This is a genomic window from Streptomyces sp. CB02009, from assembly GCF_001905825.1.
Taxonomy (GTDB): Bacteria; Actinomycetota; Actinomycetes; order Streptomycetales; family Streptomycetaceae; genus Streptomyces.
On record NZ_LIVV01000002.1, the window covers coordinates 1,246,499 to 1,263,963 of the forward strand.

Annotated in this window: 15 protein-coding genes; 5 read left to right on the top strand and 10 right to left on the bottom strand. The window is 73.3% G+C overall.

Annotated features, from left to right (window positions below):
* Positions 1-287 precede the first annotated feature (287 nt).
* The 4 genes from AMK27_RS12595 to AMK27_RS12610 all read left to right on the top strand — a co-directional run bounded on the left by AMK27_RS12595 (position 288) and on the right by AMK27_RS12610 (position 5,484).
* On the top strand, positions 288-1,703 hold the full coding sequence (locus AMK27_RS12595) for an extracellular solute-binding protein (RefSeq protein ID WP_073905625.1): 1,416 nt from the start codon (positions 288-290) through the stop codon (positions 1,701-1,703).
* 92 nt (positions 1,704-1,795) lie between these two features.
* Positions 1,796-2,761, top strand: coding sequence for a carbohydrate ABC transporter permease (locus tag AMK27_RS12600; protein WP_073905627.1), 966 nt, complete (start codon positions 1,796-1,798; stop codon positions 2,759-2,761).
* Positions 2,762-2,777: 16 nt separating this feature from the next.
* Positions 2,778-3,653, top strand: coding sequence for a carbohydrate ABC transporter permease (locus tag AMK27_RS12605; RefSeq protein WP_073905630.1), 876 nt, complete (start codon positions 2,778-2,780; stop codon positions 3,651-3,653).
* A 220-nt stretch (positions 3,654-3,873) separates the two neighbouring features.
* A complete protein-coding gene (locus AMK27_RS12610) occupies positions 3,874-5,484 on the top strand; it encodes a glycoside hydrolase family 13 protein (protein ID WP_073905633.1) in 1,611 nt (536 codons plus the stop codon).
* Between the two features lie 82 nt (positions 5,485-5,566).
* Here the strand turns inward: AMK27_RS12610 and AMK27_RS12615 are convergent, their stop codons facing one another.
* The 10 genes from AMK27_RS12615 to AMK27_RS42320 all read right to left on the bottom strand — a co-directional run bounded on the left by AMK27_RS12615 (position 5,567) and on the right by AMK27_RS42320 (position 16,274).
* Positions 5,567-6,319, bottom strand: a complete 753-nt coding sequence (locus AMK27_RS12615) for an NUDIX domain-containing protein (protein WP_079188367.1) — start codon at positions 6,317-6,319, stop codon at positions 5,567-5,569.
* Positions 6,316-7,782 (bottom strand): hypothetical protein, encoded by a 1,467-nt coding sequence (locus AMK27_RS12620; RefSeq protein ID WP_073905636.1) that lies wholly within the window; start codon positions 7,780-7,782, stop codon positions 6,316-6,318. The genes AMK27_RS12615 and AMK27_RS12620 overlap by 4 nt, the downstream gene beginning before the upstream one ends.
* 103 nt (positions 7,783-7,885) lie before the next feature.
* Positions 7,886-9,199, bottom strand: coding sequence for an NADase-type glycan-binding domain-containing protein (locus tag AMK27_RS12625; RefSeq protein ID WP_143204849.1), 1,314 nt, complete (start codon positions 9,197-9,199; stop codon positions 7,886-7,888).
* Between the two features lie 5 nt (positions 9,200-9,204).
* A complete protein-coding gene (locus tag AMK27_RS12635; RefSeq protein WP_073905643.1) occupies positions 9,205-9,798 on the bottom strand; it encodes a phage tail protein in 594 nt (197 codons plus the stop codon).
* On the bottom strand, positions 9,795-11,783 hold the full coding sequence (locus AMK27_RS12640) for a putative baseplate assembly protein (RefSeq protein WP_073905645.1): 1,989 nt from the start codon (positions 11,781-11,783) through the stop codon (positions 9,795-9,797). The genes AMK27_RS12635 and AMK27_RS12640 overlap by 4 nt, the downstream gene beginning before the upstream one ends.
* Before the next feature lie 10 nt (positions 11,784-11,793).
* A complete protein-coding gene (locus tag AMK27_RS12645) occupies positions 11,794-12,192 on the bottom strand; it encodes a GPW/gp25 family protein (protein ID WP_073905648.1) in 399 nt (132 codons plus the stop codon).
* A gap of 49 nt (positions 12,193-12,241) precedes the next feature.
* Positions 12,242-14,056, bottom strand: a complete 1,815-nt coding sequence (locus AMK27_RS12650; RefSeq protein WP_073905651.1) for a VgrG-related protein — start codon at positions 14,054-14,056, stop codon at positions 12,242-12,244.
* The gene (locus AMK27_RS12655; RefSeq protein WP_073905653.1) at positions 14,053-14,793 is read right to left on the bottom strand and encodes a CIS tube protein; all 741 of its coding nucleotides are present in this window, start codon (positions 14,791-14,793) and stop codon (positions 14,053-14,055) included. The genes AMK27_RS12650 and AMK27_RS12655 overlap by 4 nt, the downstream gene beginning before the upstream one ends.
* A gap of 1 nt (position 14,794) precedes the next feature.
* Positions 14,795-15,232 (bottom strand): phage tail protein, encoded by a 438-nt coding sequence (locus tag AMK27_RS12660; protein WP_073905656.1) that lies wholly within the window; start codon positions 15,230-15,232, stop codon positions 14,795-14,797.
* 64 nt (positions 15,233-15,296) lie between these two features.
* Positions 15,297-16,274 carry a hypothetical protein gene (locus tag AMK27_RS42320; RefSeq protein WP_198955843.1) on the bottom strand — a complete coding sequence of 326 codons (978 nt, stop codon included), beginning with the start codon at positions 16,272-16,274 and terminating at the stop codon, positions 15,297-15,299.
* Here AMK27_RS42320 and AMK27_RS42985 point away from each other — a divergent pair.
* Positions 16,273-16,491 carry a hypothetical protein gene (locus AMK27_RS42985; protein ID WP_198955844.1) on the top strand — a complete coding sequence of 73 codons (219 nt, stop codon included), beginning with the start codon at positions 16,273-16,275 and terminating at the stop codon, positions 16,489-16,491. The genes AMK27_RS42320 and AMK27_RS42985 overlap by 2 nt on opposite strands.
* Positions 16,492-17,465 lie beyond the last annotated feature (974 nt).

The following is a 17,465-nucleotide window of genomic DNA, read 5'->3' on the forward strand; positions in this document are numbered from 1 at the left end:
CCCCGACCCCTCGCGAGGCCGATGCAGGTGGCTTGCAGCCACTTGCATCGGTCTTGCGTGCGTTCTGTCGCCCGCCTCGCGGGAGAGCCCCGGTGGCCCCGGCCTAGTGCCCCTGAACTGTCGGTTTCCTGAGTGGTCAATCCGGCCGATCAGCCTCTGCCTGTCAGGCAATTACGAAATCAGCGCGATATCTTGCGTTCACTTGTTGATGGTGATTGAGTGTGCGACGCCCCACAACGCACAGGCGGTGGGGCGACCTCCACGTTCAGGCCCGAAGGGGACCACCCATGAGAAGTGCCCGGTTCCGCCGTACGCGCCGCGCCAGCGCGGTCACCCTCGTCTCCGCGCTCACGCTGACCGCGCTCGCCGCCTGCGGCACGAGCAGCAGCAACAACGGCAGCGGCGGTTCCGAGGGCGGTGGGTCCTCCGACCCCACCGCCCCGCTGGACCCGAAGACCAAGGTCACGCTCACGATCGACTGCATGCCCCCCGCGGCGAAGGCGGCCGAGCTCAAGGAGTGGAAGGAGGACGTCGCCGAGTTCAACAAGACGTACCCCAACGTCACCATCGAGGGCCGCTCCACCCCCGGCCAGTGTCTGGAGCCGCCGCGGTTCACCGCGATGCTCAAGGCCAAGTCGCAGCCCGACGTGTTCTACACCTACTTCACCGACCTGCCGCAGGTGCTCTCCGAGAACGGCGCCGCGGACATCACCGCGTACGTCAACGACAAGAGCGTCCCGCTCCTCAAGGACATCGACCCGAACGTCCTCGGCTCCCTCAAGCAGGACGGCAAGCTCTACGGTCTGCCCACCAGCAACTACACGATGGGCCTGCTGGTCAACCGCAAGCTCTTCACCCAGGCCGGCCTGGACCCCGACGCCCCGCCGCGCACCTGGGAGGAGGTCCGGGCCGCCGCCAAGAAGATCGCCGGACTCGGCAACGGCGTCGCCGGCTTCGGCGAGTACAGCGCCGGCAACACCGGCGGCTGGCACTTCACCGCCCAGATGTACAGCGTCGGCGGCGAGGTCGTGGACGCGAGCGGCAAGAAGGCCGCCTTCAACAACGAGTTCGGCAAGCAGGTCGCGAAGAACCTCCACGCCATGCGCTGGGAGGACGACAGCATGGGCAAGACCCAGCTGCTCAAGTGGGGCGACCTCCAGAAGCAGATAGCCACCGACAAGCTCGGCATGTTCCTCGCCGCGCCCGACGACATCGCGTACATGGTCCAGCAACTCGGCGCCAAGTACGAGAACTTCGGCATGGGCCCCATCCCCGGCGAGAAGAACACCCTGGCCGGCGGCAACAACTACATGGTCAAGCAGGGCATCTCAGGCGACAAGATCAAGGCCGCCGTCGCCTGGCTCAACTTCAAGAACCTCACCGTCGGCAAGGGCCAGTTCGACTGGGCCCGCACCAAGCAGGACGCCCTCCCCGTCGGCGTCCCGCAGCCCAACTTCTGGCTGAACGACTCCAAGGCCAAGGACGACGCCGCACGCGTCGCCAACGCCACCATGCCGGTCCAGAACTTCAAGTCCTTCATGGACAACCCCGTCGCCGGCAAGGCCGAACCGCCGAAGGCGCAGGAGGTCTACAAGGTCCTCGACAACGTGATGTCCGGCCTCCTCACCAACAAGGACGCCGACATCGACAAGCTCCTCGCCACCGCCGAGGCACAGGTCAACCAGGTCCTCGCCACCCAGTGACGGCCACCGGCGGGGGCGGACCGACCGCCCGCCCCCGCCGGCCCTCCAGCCCTCCCAGGACCACCCCGGCAGACCAGTACCAAGGAGCGACGATGTCGGCCCCCAGCCTGACCCCGAGCACGACGGGCAGCGCCCGCCACTCCCCGCCGGCCCCGGCGGGACCCGTACCCCCCGGTGGCCGTGCCCGCTTCACGAAGAGCCTGCGGCGCAACCTCACCGCCCACGGCTTCCTCATCGGCGCCGTGCTCTGCTTCGCCTTCTTCTCCTGGTACCCGATGGTCAGGGAGTTCCTCCTGGCCTTCCAGAAGACCGAGAGCGGACAGTCGACCTGGGTCGGCTTCGACAACCTCGTCACCGTCGTCAACGACCCCGCCTTCTGGCAGGCCTGGCGCAACACGCTCCTGTTCACCGTGCTCGCGCTCCTCTTCGGCTTCGTCGTCCCCTTCGTCGTCGCCCTCGTCATCAACGAGTTCCACCACGGACAGGGCTATCTGCGCCTGCTCGTCTACCTGCCCGTCATGCTCCCGCCGGTCGCCTCGGTGCTCCTCTTCAAGTACCTCTACGACCCCGGCTACGGCCTCCTCAACGAGCTCTTCCGCTTCCTCCACCTCCCCGAGCAGCAATGGCTCCAGGACCCCGACCTCTCCATGCTCTCCGTCGTCATCGCCTCCACCTGGATGAACATGGGAGGCGCGGCCCTGATCTACCTCGCCGCGCTCCAGAGCATCCCCGGCGAGCTGTACGAGGCGGCCGAGCTCGACGGCGCCGGGCTGTTCCGCAAGATCTGGCACGTCACCATCCCGCAGACGCGCCTGATCCTCTCCCTCATGCTGCTCATGCAGGTCATCGCCACCATGCAGGTCTTCGTCGAACCGTTCCTGCTCACCGGCGGCGCCGGCCCCGAGGGATCGACCACGACCGTCGTCTACCTCATCTACCAATACGCCTTCAACTTCAACAACTACGGTGCCGCGGCGGCGCTCGGCCTGCTCCTCCTCGTACTCCTGGCCGGATTCTCGGCGGCGTACGTGAAGCTCAGCCGCGCCGAGGACGAGTAGGACCGGGGAGACCAGCATGTCCACACGCACACTCATCTCGCCGGCGCAGCTCGCCCGCCCCCGCGGCAAGGCCCTCTACTGGGTGGTCTTCGCCGTCGTCGTCGGCGGCTTCACCCTGGCGTTCCTCGGCCCCCTCTACTGGATGGTGTCCAGCGGCTTCAAGGACACCCAGGAAGTCATCCAGACACCCCCGACCCTCGTGCCGGAGACCTTCGCGCCGGAGAACTACTCCCGCGCCTGGGAGGTCATGGACCTCTCCACACTGCTCTTCAACACCCTCTACTACGCGTTCGGCGCCCTCGCCTTCCAGCTCGTCCTGGACGTGGCCGCCGCCTACTCCCTCTCCAAGCTGCGGCCGATCTTCGGCAAGGCCGTGCTCGGCATGATGCTCGCGACCCTGATGATCCCGGCGACCGTCCTCGTCGTACCCCAGTACCTGACCGTCCTGGACCTGCCGATCTTCGAGCGCAACCTGCTCAACTCGCCCTGGGTGATCTGGCTGCCCTCGGTGACCAACGCGTTCAACATCTTCCTGCTCAAGCGCTTCTTCGACTCGATCCCCAAGGAACTCCTGGACGCCGCGTCCATCGACGGAGCCTCCCCGATGCGGATCCTGTGGTCGATCGTGCTGCCCATCTCACGGCCGATCCTCGGAGTCGTCTCCATCTTCGCGGTGGTGGGAGTCTGGAAGGACTTCCTCTGGCCGATGCTCACCCTGCCCGACCCGGCCGGCCAGACCCTCAACGTCGGCATCTACTCCCTCTCCAACGGCGTCCCGGTCAATGTCCTGATCGCCGCGCTGACCATCGCCTCCGTGCCGACCCTGCTCATCTTCCTGGTCTTCCAGCGCAACATCATGAGCGGCCTCACGGCGGGCGGCCTCAAGGGCTGACCGGCCCGCACGCCACCGGAGCCACCGGCACCGGCATCCCCGCCGGGCCACCCGCCCCGCCACCCCGGCCTCCCCGCCACCCCGGCCTCCCCGCCGGCCCGGCCGCCCACGTCCAGCGCCCTCCGCACCACCCCATGCCTTCGTCGCCGGCCCGCCGTCCATGCCCCGCAGCAACCGGGCCGGCGACGAAGAACCCCGACCTGCCCGAAAGGACCGTCACGTGGCAGCCCCTCACTCGCATCGCACCGACGACTGGTGGCGCGACGCCGTCATCTACCAGGTGTATCCGCGCAGTTTCGCCGACGGCGACGGCGACGGCACCGGGGACCTCGCGGGCGTCCGGGCGAGACTGCCCTACCTCGCCGAACTCGGCGTCGACGCCGTCTGGTTCACGCCCTGGTACCTCTCGCCCCTGGTCGACGGCGGCTACGACGTCGCCGACTACCGCACCATCGACCCCGCCTTCGGAACCCTCGCCGAGGCCGAGAAGCTCATCGCCGAGGCCCGCGAACTCGGCATCCGGGTGATCGTCGACATCGTCCCCAACCACGTCTCCGACCAGCACGCCTGGTTCCGCGCCGCCCTCGCGGCCGGCCCCGGCAGCCCGGAGCGCGAACTCTTCCACTTCCGCCCCGGCCACGGCGAGAACGGCGACATCCCGCCCAACACCTGGCCCTCCCAGTTCTCCGGACCGACCTGGACCCGGGTCGAGGACGGCGAGTGGTACCTCCACCTCTTCACCCCCGAGCAGCCCGACCTCAACTGGGCCCACCCGGCCGTCCGCCAGGAACACGAGGACGTCCTCCGCTTCTGGTTCGAACGAGGGGTCGCCGGCGTCCGCATCGACTCCGCCGCGCTGCTCGCCAAGGACCCGGCCCTCGCCGACTTCGTCGAGGGCGTCGACCCCCACCCGTACATCGACCAGGACGAACTCCACGACATCTACCGGTCGTGGCGCGCGATAGCCGACGAGTACGGCGCCGTCTTCGTCGGCGAGGTCTGGCTCCCCGACTCCGAACGCTTCGCCCGCTACCTCCGCCCCGACGAACTCCACACCGCGTTCAACTTCAACTTCCTCTCCTGCCCCTGGGAGGCGGACCGGCTGCGCCGCACCATCGACGACACCCTCGCCGAACACGCCCCCGTCGGCGCCCCCGCGACCTGGGTCCTCTGCAACCACGACGTCACCCGCACGGTCACCCGCTACGGGCGCACCGACACCGGCTTCGACTTCGCCACGAAGGCCTTCGGCACACCCACGGACCTCGACCTCGGAACCCGACGGGCCCGCGCGGCCGCGCTGCTGACCCTCGCCCTCCCGGGGTCGGTGTACGTGTACCAGGGCGAGGAACTGGGCCTGCCCGAGGCGGAGGTGCCGCTGGACCGGATCGAGGACCCCATGCACGCCCGCTCCGGCGGCACCGACCCCGGCCGCGACGGCTGCCGCGTACCGCTGCCGTGGACGGCGGGAGCGCCCTGGTACGGCTTCGGCACCGACACCGCCGCCGAACCGTGGCTTCCCCAGCCCCGGGAGTGGGACGACCACGCGGTGGACCGCCAGCAGGCGGACGGCGACTCCATGCTCGCGTTGTACCGCACGGCGCTGAGACTGCGGAGCTCGGTCGAGGGCTTCGGCGACGGCCCCCTGACCTGGCTGCCCGCCGCCGAGGACGTACTCGCCTTCGCCCGCGGCGAGAGCCTGCTCTGTCTGGTCAACCTCTCCGCGACCCCGGCCGAACTCCCCGCGCACGAGGAACTGCTCCTGGCGAGCGGCCCCCTGGACACCGACGGCCGACTGCCGGCGGACACGGCGGTGTGGCTGCGCACCTGACACCGCCTCGCACGGCCGCGGAGCGTGCCCGGTGCCGGCCCCGGCACCGGGCTCACCGCACGGACCGCCGCCCGGCAGGGGCTCAGACCGGGCCGTCGTACCGGCGCAGGACCTGCGGCAGATAGTCCGCGCCGGGACCGAGGCGGCCCGCCTCGGCGGGCGACCGCACGAAGGCGACCTCGTCCAGCTCGGGCCCGGCGCCGCGCCGGGTCTCCGCCGCCACGACCCCGGCATGCCGACGGAGCACATGCGCGCGCGTCACGGGCGGGGCGAGGAAGTGGAAGCCGAGGCTGCCGAACCGGCGCCCCCGGGTGACCGCGAACAAGCGCAGCCTTCCTTCGGCGATCCGGACCCCGAGTTCCTCGTCGAGTTCGCGCACGGCCTCCCGCCGCAGGGCCGCCCCGTCGAGCGGCCGACCGTCGGAGGGCGGTTCCACCGAGCCGCCCGGGAGCGTCCAACGGCCGGGCGCGGCCGTGGCCGGAGCCCCGCGGCCGACGACGAGCCCCCGCTCGGTGGGCAGGAGCACGGTGACGAACACCGACCCCGGCACCTCTCCTGAGGGCCGGATCAGGCGCAGGGCCCTGTGCCGGTACGAGAGCCGCGCCCAGCGAGCCACCAGCACATCGGGGGAGGGCCGGTCGATGCCCAGACTCGCGACCATCGGTCCGTCGAAGGTGGTGGGGTCACGGGCCACCGTGTCCGCCCACAACCGGTCCACCTCCCCCTGCTCCCACGGCGTCAGGTCGGGCGGTGGCTGCTCGACGAAGTCGAGCCTGCGGACCTCCAGGAACTCCACGGGCCGCGCCCCGAGACGGCCGCTACCCGAGGTGGTCACGGTGCGCCCTCTCCACCGGCGGTACCGGATGCGACCGGCGGTGCCGGACGCGGGTCGCCGGCGAGCAGTGGCCCGTCCAGCCTCACCTCCGCACCCCGGATCAGGTCCATCACCGCGTCCGCCACGGCGTGCATCCGGGGCTCGCGGAGGTCGAGGACCTGCGTCGGGTTCGAGACGCCGTGGGCGACCAGCAGGTTCATCAGGGGCCACAGGGCCCCGGACCGCCTCGGGAGCGGGATGCCCCGCCCGTCCGGCGCGACGACCTGCGCCGTCGTGACCCCGGCGAGAAGGTTCGTGCGGGCCCAGTCGACCACCTGGGACCTGCCGTTCGGGCCGACCCGGAGAACGACGTCCCTCGTGTGGTGCAGCACCGCCAGATAGTTCATCGGGACCGTGAGGCGCCGGATCACGTCGTACGGGGGAGAGCCGTCCGCCGGACGGACGCGGAGCAGCGTGTCCAGGACCGGGCCGTGGTACTGGAACGTGGTCCGGCCGCGCAGGGACAGGAACCGGGCGAGCACCAGATGCCCACCGCGGCGCGACCAGCGGCGGGGGACGGAGCCGAACGCTCCCTCCTCACCCGGGAGGAACTCCGCGAGCCGGCGGGCCTCCTCGCCCGGCTCGGCCACCGGCGCCCGCTGCTCGGCGACGTCACGGGCCACGGCCGCGTACCGGGCCGCCGTCGCCGCGTCGAGGCGCCGGAGGTCGATGAGATCGCCGTCCATCACGACCCCGCCCACCGACCGAGAGATCCGCATCTGCTCCAGCTGCCGACGGGCGAAGCGGGTCACGTCGGTCACCCGCCCGTCGAGGTCGACCACCCGGCAGGTCCTCGTCCCCGCGAGGAGGAGGCTGCGCGGCCAGAGGACCGTGACCCTCCCCGGCGTCGGCGCGTCCGGTGGATCGACCAGGACGGCCAGCCGCCCCGCCGTGACCGCCGACAGGCAGAGCGACGGCACCTGGACCTCCTCGGTGACCTCGCGTCCCCCCGAGCCCCGGCCGTCGTCCTCCCCGTCGTGGACCCACAGCGTCAGACCGACCGTCGCCTTGAACTCCGCCGGATCGTGATCACCCCCGTACGTCGTGAACGAGGCGCCCCCTTCGGGGTCGTAGCGCACCAACGACGCCGCGCGGACGTCCGCCCGCACCAGGCGCGCGCCCACCACGCCCCCCGGGGAGCGAGGCGCCCACACCACCGAGGTCTCGTCCCCGTACGCCGGGTGCGTGACCTTCGCACGGTCCCGCCGGGTGATCCGGGGAAACTCCTGCCGCGCGCTCCGTACGGCGGCGAACGGGATCACCGCCGTCCCCACCGCCCCGACGACCGACGCGCCTGCCACCCAGTACCAGGCCGCGCCCTCGACCCGGGCGACATACGCCACGACGAGGAACACCGGTCCGGCCACCCCGGCGAACGCGGCCAGGACCAGATTGCCGATGAGCACGCGGGCGTAACTGCGCATGGACCCCTCCTTCGGTCAGGTACCCCGGGGATCATCGTTCTTCCTCGTCCCGTGCCTGAGAAGGGGTCCCGGCGCGATTTCCGGCCTTTCCGTCCGGACCGGATCAGGACACGGACCTGCCGAAGAACTCCAGCTCCGCGACGGCCACCTGCTTCGCGGGGTCGGCCCGCCAGGCCGTGCGCAGCACCAGCTGCACCGTCAGCGCGTCGCGCACCCGCACGTCCACCCGCTGGGTGCCGCCGTCGTTGATGCGGTGCTGCGACACATGGGTCTCGCCGGAGGAGTCCTTGACGACCAGGTCGAAGGTGCGCGGGGTCGCCTGGCCGTCGGCCTGCGTGGTGTTCTTCGAACTGCCGGGGGTGATCAGGACGCTCAGCAGATCGGTCGGCTCGGCGAACCGGGCCTCCATGTACTGACCCGCCGAATCGCCCGCGTACCCCGTGCCCCACCAGGTGTTGGAGTACCCGTCGCCCGCCAGCTTCGCCGGCTGCCGGGGCGCGGAGTGGGAGGCCGCCCAGGCCACCGGGTGGACCGGGACGCGCGTGGCGAAGTGGTCCTGGACCGCGCGGACGGCCGGCGGACCGCCGACGATGCCGCCGACCACCACGGTGACGACCCCCGCCGCGACCAGGGCGCGGACGATCCACCGGCTCCGGTCGCGGGTGAGCCCGGGGCGCCGGCCCGCGTACGGGCCCTCGGCCGTCGAGAGCTGCTCGGGCACCATCGGGGTGGCGCAGAAGCGGCAGAAGTGCCGGCCCGGGGTGTTGGCGAGCGAGCAGGCCGGGCACGGCGTGCCGCCCCGCACGGGGACGGGCGCCCCGGCGGCCCGGGACGCCGGCCGGGCGGCCTCGGGACGGGCGGGGAGCACCGGCGCGGCGACGGCCGGCTCCGCGGGACGGTTCCCGGGGACCGGGACGAGGAGGGACCGCACGAGCGTGTCCGACGGCCCGTCGGCTGGCGACTCCGCCTCCCGTACGGGGACGGGCGCGGGCTCGGACGAGGGCGCGTGCCCGGGCCCGGACACGGGGGTCTCCGGGGCGGGGGCCACGGCGGGCAGCGGGGCGGTCGCCTCCTCCGGCCCGGCGGACGGCCGACCGCTGGCCGCCTCGGCGGGGGAGCCGGGCGAACTCTCGGCGGCGGCCCGCGGCGCGTCGTCCGACGGCGTGGCCTCCGGCTCCTCACGGACCGTCCTCCCGGACTCCGAAGAGGCCGAAGAGGCCGAAGAGGCCGAAGAGGCCGGGGCGGCCGTGGTGGAGGACGTGGACGGCGAGGCGGCGGACGGGCCCTCCGCGCTTGCCGCGCCGGCCGGGCTGTCCCAGCGCAGGAACGCCCCGCAACTGTCACAGAACGACTGGTCCGCCGCCCGCACCGGGCTCGCGCAGTCCGGGCAGGGACGGGACAGGGGCGCGTCACTCATCAGGGTCAAGCTCCTTCGGATGTACGGGAAGTGGTCGCCGAGGGCGGCGGGGAGTGCGTCACCGAGACCGTGAACGGCAGGTGCGCGGGACGGGCGGCGGCCACGACCGCGCGCAGCCGGTGCGGATCCACGGCCGCCGGGTCGGCGACCCGGAGTACCACGTGCAGTCCGGCGACGGGCGCCCCGGGGAACGGCCCGAGCGGCGCGGACGACCAGCTCGCACCCCCGCTCTCGGTGATCTCCGGGGGGACGCCGAAGGCGAGCCGGACCGCCGCCGCGAGCCCCTGCCGGGTGCCGCGCACCCGGTGCAGCGCCACGGCAGAGGCGACCGCGTGGCGGCGCAGCGGCAGCGGCTCGTCGCCGTCCAGCTCCGCGCCGACCCACGTCGCGAGGTAGTCCACGAAGTCGGCGGGGGCGAGCGCCGGCGAGAAGTACGCCTCCAGGGAGTCGAGGACGTTGAAGAGCGGCGCGAGGACGACGTCCAGGCCGGACACGAACCGCTGCCCGAAGTCGTCCTCCGCGTACACGGCGGGCAGCGCCGCACCCAGCGGGTACGGGGTCGCCAGGCCCGGAACCGTACCCCGCGCGGAGCCGCTCACCGTGCCTCGATCACACGGACGCGATGGTCGAACGGGAAGAGCAGCGCGGACGGCGCCAGCTCGATCCGGTCCGTCGTGTCACCCCTGCGGCCGGTCAGCGGATCGGCCGGATGCAGCAGCACCTCGTCCACCAGCTCCACGCCCGGCACCCGCTGGAGCGCCGCGAAGACCTCACCGGCCCGCAGCGGCCGCCCGAACGGCCAGCCCTCGCCGTGCGCCCCTCCGGTCAGCGGGTCCAGGTACGCGTACAGCGCGTCCAGCGCCTCCGCCCGTACGCGCTCCGCCTCGGCCGCCCGGAAGGAGTGCAGCGTCGCCACCACCGTCACGCCCTGGTAGAACGGCGGCCCGACGGCCAGCCGCGTGCCCAGCGGCCGCCGCTCGTCGAGGAAGCCCGTCACCCGGGACAGCAGCTCCTCGCCCGGCACCAGCTGCTCGAACCGCAGCCGGCCGCCCCGGTCCGGCACGGCCTGCGGCACGACCAGGACCCGGACCGCGTTGTCGCCCGCCTCGGCCGCGTCCGCCGCCAGGCAGGCGATGCGCGCCGCCTCGGGCGCCGCCCGGCGCGCCAGCTCCTCGTAGTCCCGGGCGGTGACCGCCCGTTCCTGCGCGCGGAGGCTGATCGGTGCCCGGGACTTGGCCTCCTCGACGGTCTCCCCGTCCACCCCGCCGCGCGCCGCCTCGCGGTTCTCCACCCGCGCGATGTACGGGATGGAGCTGCGCAGCACGGTGATCGTGGAGCGGGCCACGTTCCCCGCCCGGCCGCCCCCGGTGCCGTACCGGACCGCCCGGATCGCCGCCCCCTTCGGCGGCACGGCACCGAACTGCCGCAGCGTGCCGTCCGGTTGGCGCACAGACGGCCCGAAGGCGACCTCACCGGTGGTCGCGTCGAGGGTGAAGTGCCGGTCGCCGGGGCGCGAGGAGGCGAAGTCGCGGACGACGGTCCACTCCTGCCAGCCGGCCTCGGACTCCTCCCCTTCGACGCCGCTGTCCGCCCGCTCGGCGACCTGGAGCAGCAGCGGCGGCCGGTCCACGACCGGCGCGTGCGCCAGCCGCAGCCGCTGCGCCGGCACGCCCTCGGACTCGCCGAGCCGCTCGTTCCGCACCGCCTCCGCGTGCGCCGCGCGGACCGTCCCGCCGATGGTGAACGCCTCCGCGGCCCGTACCGTCGGCGACTCGCTGTACGACGGCAGACCCGTGGCGGGCTCGACGACCCGGCACCGCACCCAGCCCGCCTCGTGCCCGCCGAGCCGCGACACCGCGTGCCCGGACGGCATGTGCAGCACCACCTCGCCCGGCCGGTTGAGCCCGCCCGTGGAGTCCTCGTCGACCTCGCACGCGACCCAGCCCTCGGCCCCGGTCCACGCCTCCCACACCAGCGGCGGCCTGCGCGGATCCACTCCGACGCCGTCCACCCGGCTGTCCAGGTCGAGGACGAGCACACAGTCCGGCACCGCCGCCGAGAGACCGAGCAGCAGCAGGTCGCCGACGCGCGGCAGGGGCGAGAAGGCGGGCACGTCCGCACCGCCGCGGAGATCCTGCGAGCGGTCCTCGGGCGCGCCGCCCGCCTCCTGGCGCAGGACGTGCGTCAACGAGCAGGGCACCACGGTCAGATCGGCGGCCGTCGCGAAGACGACCGCCTCCTCCGTCTCCGTACGCCCGGTGGACACCTCCGTACCCGTGGGCAGCACCACGGGCTCCGGCTGCGGCGCCGAGAGCCGGAAGGTGATGTCGGCGCGGGCGGCCGCGGGCGGGAACAGCGTCACCCCGAGCAGGTCGAGGAAGGCCAGGTGGTTCTTCTCCGGGACCCGGTTGAGGCGGTAGACGAGCTGGTCCGCCATGTGCGCGACCGCCTCGACCAGGGTGACGCCCGGGTCCGAGACGTTGTGGTCGGTCCACTCGGGGCACGCCTGCTGGATGTAGCGCTTGGCGTCGTCGACGAACTGCTGGAAGCGGCGGTCGTCGAGATGGGGTGCGGGCAGGGCCATGGCGGCTCTTTCAGTCCTCGGAGGGGATGACGTAGAAGGGGAAGACGAGGTTGCGCGGGTTGTTCGCGCCGCGGACCCGGTAGCGGATGTCGATGAAGAGGGTGGTCGGCTCCCCGGGCGCGGGAGAGACCGTGACCTCCTCCACGTCGATGCGCGGCTCCCAGCGGTCGAGCGAGGACATCACCTCGTACCGGACCCGGCCCATCGTCGAGTCGTTGACCGGGGCGAACACCAACTCGTGGACCGCGCAACCGAACTCGGGCCGCATCGGACGCTCGCCCGGCGCGGTGGCGAGGACGAGCCGCATCGACTCCTCGATCTCCCGGTCGCGCCGCACGAGCGCGATGGAGCCGCTCGGGCCGGTCCGCAGCGGGAAGGCCCAGCCCGCGCCGACGAACTGCTCACTCAAGGGAAGGTCCTCCTCTGGACGCCATGGGAACGGGCGGCGGGGCCGGTCATCAGAACGGCAGGTTCGCCACGACGGGATTGGGCATCGGGACGGTCGAGGTGACGAAGGCCGGCGCGTTGACGACAGCCTGCGTCAGCGCCGAGACCTTGAACTTCGCCCCGGCCTTGATGTCCACCCCGAGCCCCGCGTCGAGCTTGATCCGCCCCTTGGCGGAGAGTGTCAGATCCATCCCCGACTCGACCGTGATCCCGCGCGCCCCCGAGATGGTGACGGTGCCGTCGCTGTCGATGGTCAGGGTGGTGCGTGCCTCGTTCAGCTCGACGCTCAGCCCGCCCTTCGCGGTGCGCAGCCGGATGCCGTGCGAGGCGCGCGTCCTGCCGCCCTCCTCGCGCAGCTCCACGGTGTGACCGGTACGGGAGGTCAGGGCGCGCCACTGGACGCGCCCGCTGGTCGGATCGACGGGCGGCACCCGGTCGGTCGCCGGGGTGTGCTTGTCGACGCCGTTGTACAACCCCGCCAGGACGTAGGGGTGTTCAAGGGAACCCCGGTCGAAGGCGCACAGCACCTCGTCGTCCACCTCGGGGAGCATCAGACCGCCGCCCCCGCGTCCGCCGAGCTGGGCGACCCGGCACCAGCCGCTCTCGTACGTCGCCGACAGCCACGGGAACCGCAGTCTGACCCGGCCCAGCGAGAGCGGGTCCTTGGTGTTCGTGACCAGCGCGACCGCGACACCGGGCATCGGCGGCGCCGCCTCCCCGCCGCCGGACGCCGTCCCGTACAGCGAGCGGAACTGCCGCCCGGACACGGTCAGCCAGGTGGCGAACTGCCGCCCGGAGGCGAAGACATGGCGCACCCCCGTCGCGGTGTACCGCCCCTCGAAGGGGAAGCCTGCCCCCTTCACGGCCACCGGCTGCCCCGGCTTCATCGCCGGGTTCCCGGTGACGGCGACCTCCAGCTCCGCGAACGACCCGGTGACGTCGTCGGCCAGCGCCGTCGCCGCCTGCGTCACCTCCGACTGCGTGGTGAACGGCGTTTCAGTCGCCGCCAGTTCGGCGGGACCGAACGGCGCGGACAACTGGGCCGGGGTGATGTCGGAGACGATCTCCTTGCTCGCGACGGCGGGCGTCGGCGAGGACAGCGCCTGCTTGGTACGGGGATCCCAGCCCCGCACGTCGACCTTCCCGACCTGCCCGGCGGCGGTCACCGACACCCGGCTCTGCAGCGTGTTGCTCCCGAAGTCCAGGACGTACGGGCTGGCCGCCGCCGGCGTGGTGTCGGCGGGCGCCGAGGAGGCAGGCGGCAGCGCCGCGAACACCAGCCGGCCCGCCGGGTCGAGGGACAACCGGACGTCGTTCTCGCGCGCGAGCCGGGAGAGGAAGTCCCAGTCGGTGATGTTGGGCTGGGTCGCCAGCTCGTACACCGTCGGCGTCGCGTCGACCTTGCCCAGCGGGATCCGGTTGAGTCCGGCGAGCTTCCGGACGATGTCCGACGCCGTCATGTTCGGATAGCCCTCGACGCGCCGGCTGCGCAGCAGACGGTGGCCCGGATCGTAGCCGCGCACGATCAGGTACCGGCCGTGGCCGGGCGCCGCGTCCACCTCGACGGCCGTGACCTCGCCGGTGAGCATCGGCTCACCGAGCCTGCCGTCGGTGAACGGGGACAGCACCGCCATCGCGCCGACCTTGAGGAACGGGAACGTCGTCGTGAGGGTGCCGTCCTTGTCGCTGAACGTCAGCTGGAACGCCGACGGGACGTTGACGCTCGCGTCCACCCAGCCCTCGGTGAGGCGGACCGCGAGCGGGTCCGGCAGCGGCGTGCCGTCGAGCTGCACGTGGAGGACGGTGGTGAAGGTCTTCTCGCTCATGAGGCGCCCTCGGTCTCCGGCGTTTCGGTGGTGGACGGGAGCAGCAGTTCGGTGCCGGGGCGCAACCGCATCGGATCGTCGATGCGGTTCGCCTCCGCGATGACCCGCCAGCGGGTCGCGTCGCCGTACTCGCGCCAGGCGAGGGAGGCGAGGGAGTCGCCGGCGACCGTGCGGTGCACCCGGCGGGCCGACAGCGCGCCGGACGTCGGGTTCTGCTTCTTGGTCGCGCTGGAGACCTCGGTGAGGGAGAGCGAACACGTCGCGCGGATCGGTATCCCGCTCGGGCTGAAGAGCGTGTACGTCGCCGACACCGACGTCACGTACGCGACGAACTGCACCGTCGAGAACGACCCCCAGGAGAACCGCACCCACGGCGGCGACGGCGCCTTCGCGGCGATGCTCTGCTGGGTCACCTCGCAACAGGACAGCAGCAGTTCCACCTGCTGCTGCACGTCGTTCGACGACGGGTCGCCCGAGCGGTCGAGGAAGACCTCCAGCTGCAGCTGGGCCGGCTCACTGCCGGTGAACTTGGGCGGCGCGCCCCGGTCGTAGGCGACAGCCTGCTCCGTGAACCAGTGCGCGGACCGGCTGAGTTGGAGCTGGTCCGGATTGAACTCGAACTTCACCTCGCCGAGCTTCCCGCCGTACGAGCTGGACAGGTCGGTCGGCGGCTGATGGATGGCGAGCGCGGCACGGGAGAGGCCGCTGGCCGTCAACCCGCCGAAGAACGGGGCCATCTCAGGCCCCTCCCGCGTCGGTGAACCCGTGGTGGGCGATCTCCAGGGTCTCCGTCGCCACGGCCGGACCGGCCGGGTCGAGGGTCGGCCCCGTCCAGCGCACCGGCAGCACCTCCACCAGACCCCACTGCGCCACGATCGACCCGTCGGCGCGTAGCGCCGCGATCTGCGCGGTCGGACGGGTGATCCCCGTGGCGAGCGACGAGATCCAGGCGGCGACGTTCGCGGTCTCGGGCGTGAGCGGACGGGTGAGGCGGATGGTGGAGAACGTGACGCGGGTGGGCAACTGCCAGACGAAGCCGTTGTTGCCCCCCTCCCGGCGCTGCTCCACCTCGACCTCGGAGGCGAGACCGTCACAGCTGTTGAACACGCCGAGGTCCTCGCCGTCGATGGTGAGCTTGAAGAAGACGGTGGATGCGGGGTCCAGCTGCTGGGGCATGGTGGCGGGTCTCTCGGATCGGTGCGGTCAGGGGTGGGCGGGCCGGCGGTGAGCGCCGGGTACGTCAGCGGCCGTGGTCGCGGAGGCGGCCCACGCGCTCGCGGTCGGCGCGGAGCTCCGCACGCAGGAGCCGTGAGAGCGGGGTGACGAGACGGCGCGCCAACTCGTCCAGCTGGGTGGGTGAATCGGGCTCGGCGGGTCCCGGTGCGGCGGCAGTGCGCTGCACGGACGGGGAGGATGCGGTCGGGGCGGTCCGGCCGACCGTCGTGGCGGCCCGCGGAGCATGCGCGGCCGACGCGGGGGCCGGGGCGGCCGAGGTCCGCTGGAGCGGGATGGGGGTGACCACGGGGACGGCCGGTGCGGCCGCCGGGGTCACGGACGGCGTCGCCCCGGTGGCGGTCTGCCGCTGGACGACCGGCCGGGCGACGGGCCGCGCGGCGGACGGACGGGCGAGGGGGACGACGGGCCGGGCGGAGCCCTGGGGCGCGGGGGCGCCGCTGCGGGGCGGAGCGGCGGCGGAGCGCTGGACGGCCGGGACGGGGGCGGGGGAGGGGGAGACGGGGGTGGAGGGTGAGGTGGCGGCGGCGGTCGGCGTGAAGAGGGGAACGGCGGAGGGCGCCGCGGGCATGGGCACGGGCACGGGTGCGGCCTGTCGGGGACCGGGCGCGGTGGCGGGCGCGGTGGCGTCGGGCGAAGTGCTCGCGCGGGGAGACGGGTTCGGGGTGAGCGGTCGGGCCGTGGCCAGCGGCCGGACGCCCTTCCGCTGCACGGCCGGCGCGGTGGCGCGCGGGAGATCGGTGACGGTGACGACGGGCGGTCGCGTGGGGGGAGTGGGGCCGGGAGTGTGGGGCTGTGCGGACGCGGGGGAGTCGGCAGGGGGCTGGGACCATGGTGCGGCCGTGGCTGTGGCCGCGGTGCGCTGGACCGGGGGCGGAGTGGACGGCCCGGTGGATGCGTTCGCGAGGGGTGCCGTGGAGGTCATGGGGAGCGTGGGGACGCCCGGAGCCAGGTGCCGGTCGGCGGTCGACCGCTGTACGGGCATGGCCTCGGCCGACGCCGGGACGGGGGCGGCTGCCCGGGTCGGAGCGGCGGGGGCGTCGAGTGCGGGCGTGGGCGTGGGCGTGGGTGCGGGTGAGGGTGCCGTGGTCGGAGCGGGCGTCGGCGGTGTCGCGGCAGCGCGGGCGATCGGCGCGCCGATCGGAGACCTCCGCGACGCGGTGTTCGTACGCGAGGCCGGGGCGTGGGCGGTGGCGCGCTGAACGGGGGCGCCGAGTCCCGGCCGGGTCGGCGGAGTCGGAGAGGTGGCCGGGGTGACGGGGGCAGCGGCGGGCGCTCGCGAGACCGGCGGCGCCGGGGCGGTCGGGCTCTCCTGAGACCTCGGCGAGGTCGTACGCGCAGGTGCGGCGTGAACCGTGGGCGCGGTGGCATCCGAGGGCACCGGGGAGGGTGCCGGAGTCGACGGGTGCGAGGGGGAGGCCGAGCTCTTCGGGGGGAGGGATGTGACGGGTGGGCGGGGCGCTGGTGTCGACGGAGTCATGGGGCCTGCCGGGGAGGCCGACCTGGAGATGGTCCGGGCCACCGGAGGCACGGAAGCCCCCGGGGCCGGGGCCGGTGAGGCAGGCGAGGCCGATGAGATCGACGGGGCCGACGGCGTCGACGGCGTCGAGGTGGCTGCGGGGGAGGCGGAACGCGTGACGGTTCCGGCCGCCGGGGTGGCCGGAGTTGCCGGAGTCGTCGGGCTCGCCGACGTCTCACGCGGACCCGACCGGGTCGGTGCCCCCGGCCCGGCGGGTGCGACGGAACCGGCCCTCTGCACCGGAGCCGCAGGACCGGCGGGCGCGTTGGCCGGCGCCTGCCGTGTCGACGGGCTCGTCCGAGGCGCCGGACCCGACGGAGCCGCGGTGGCCGTCTGGGCGGCCGGAGCAACCGCCGGGGCCGCCGGGGGAGTCACCGGCGGCGTCGCCGCCGTCGTGTTCCAGTCGGCACCCGGTGCGCGCCGCGAGCGGCGCACGGGAGGGCGGCGCTGCACGGGGGTGCCGGGTGCCAGGCCGGGAGTCCCGGGCCCGCCGGGGGATGCGGGACCCGGGACGTTCTGGGGCCGACCGGCAGCCGAGGGCTCCGGTGCGGCGGTGTCGGGCGCGTCCGTGGGACGCGCCTCGCTCTTCGGCGTACGGGCGGGAGTCGCGGACCGCTGGATCGCCGCCGCGTCGGGTCCGGCCTGGCCCTCGGCGCG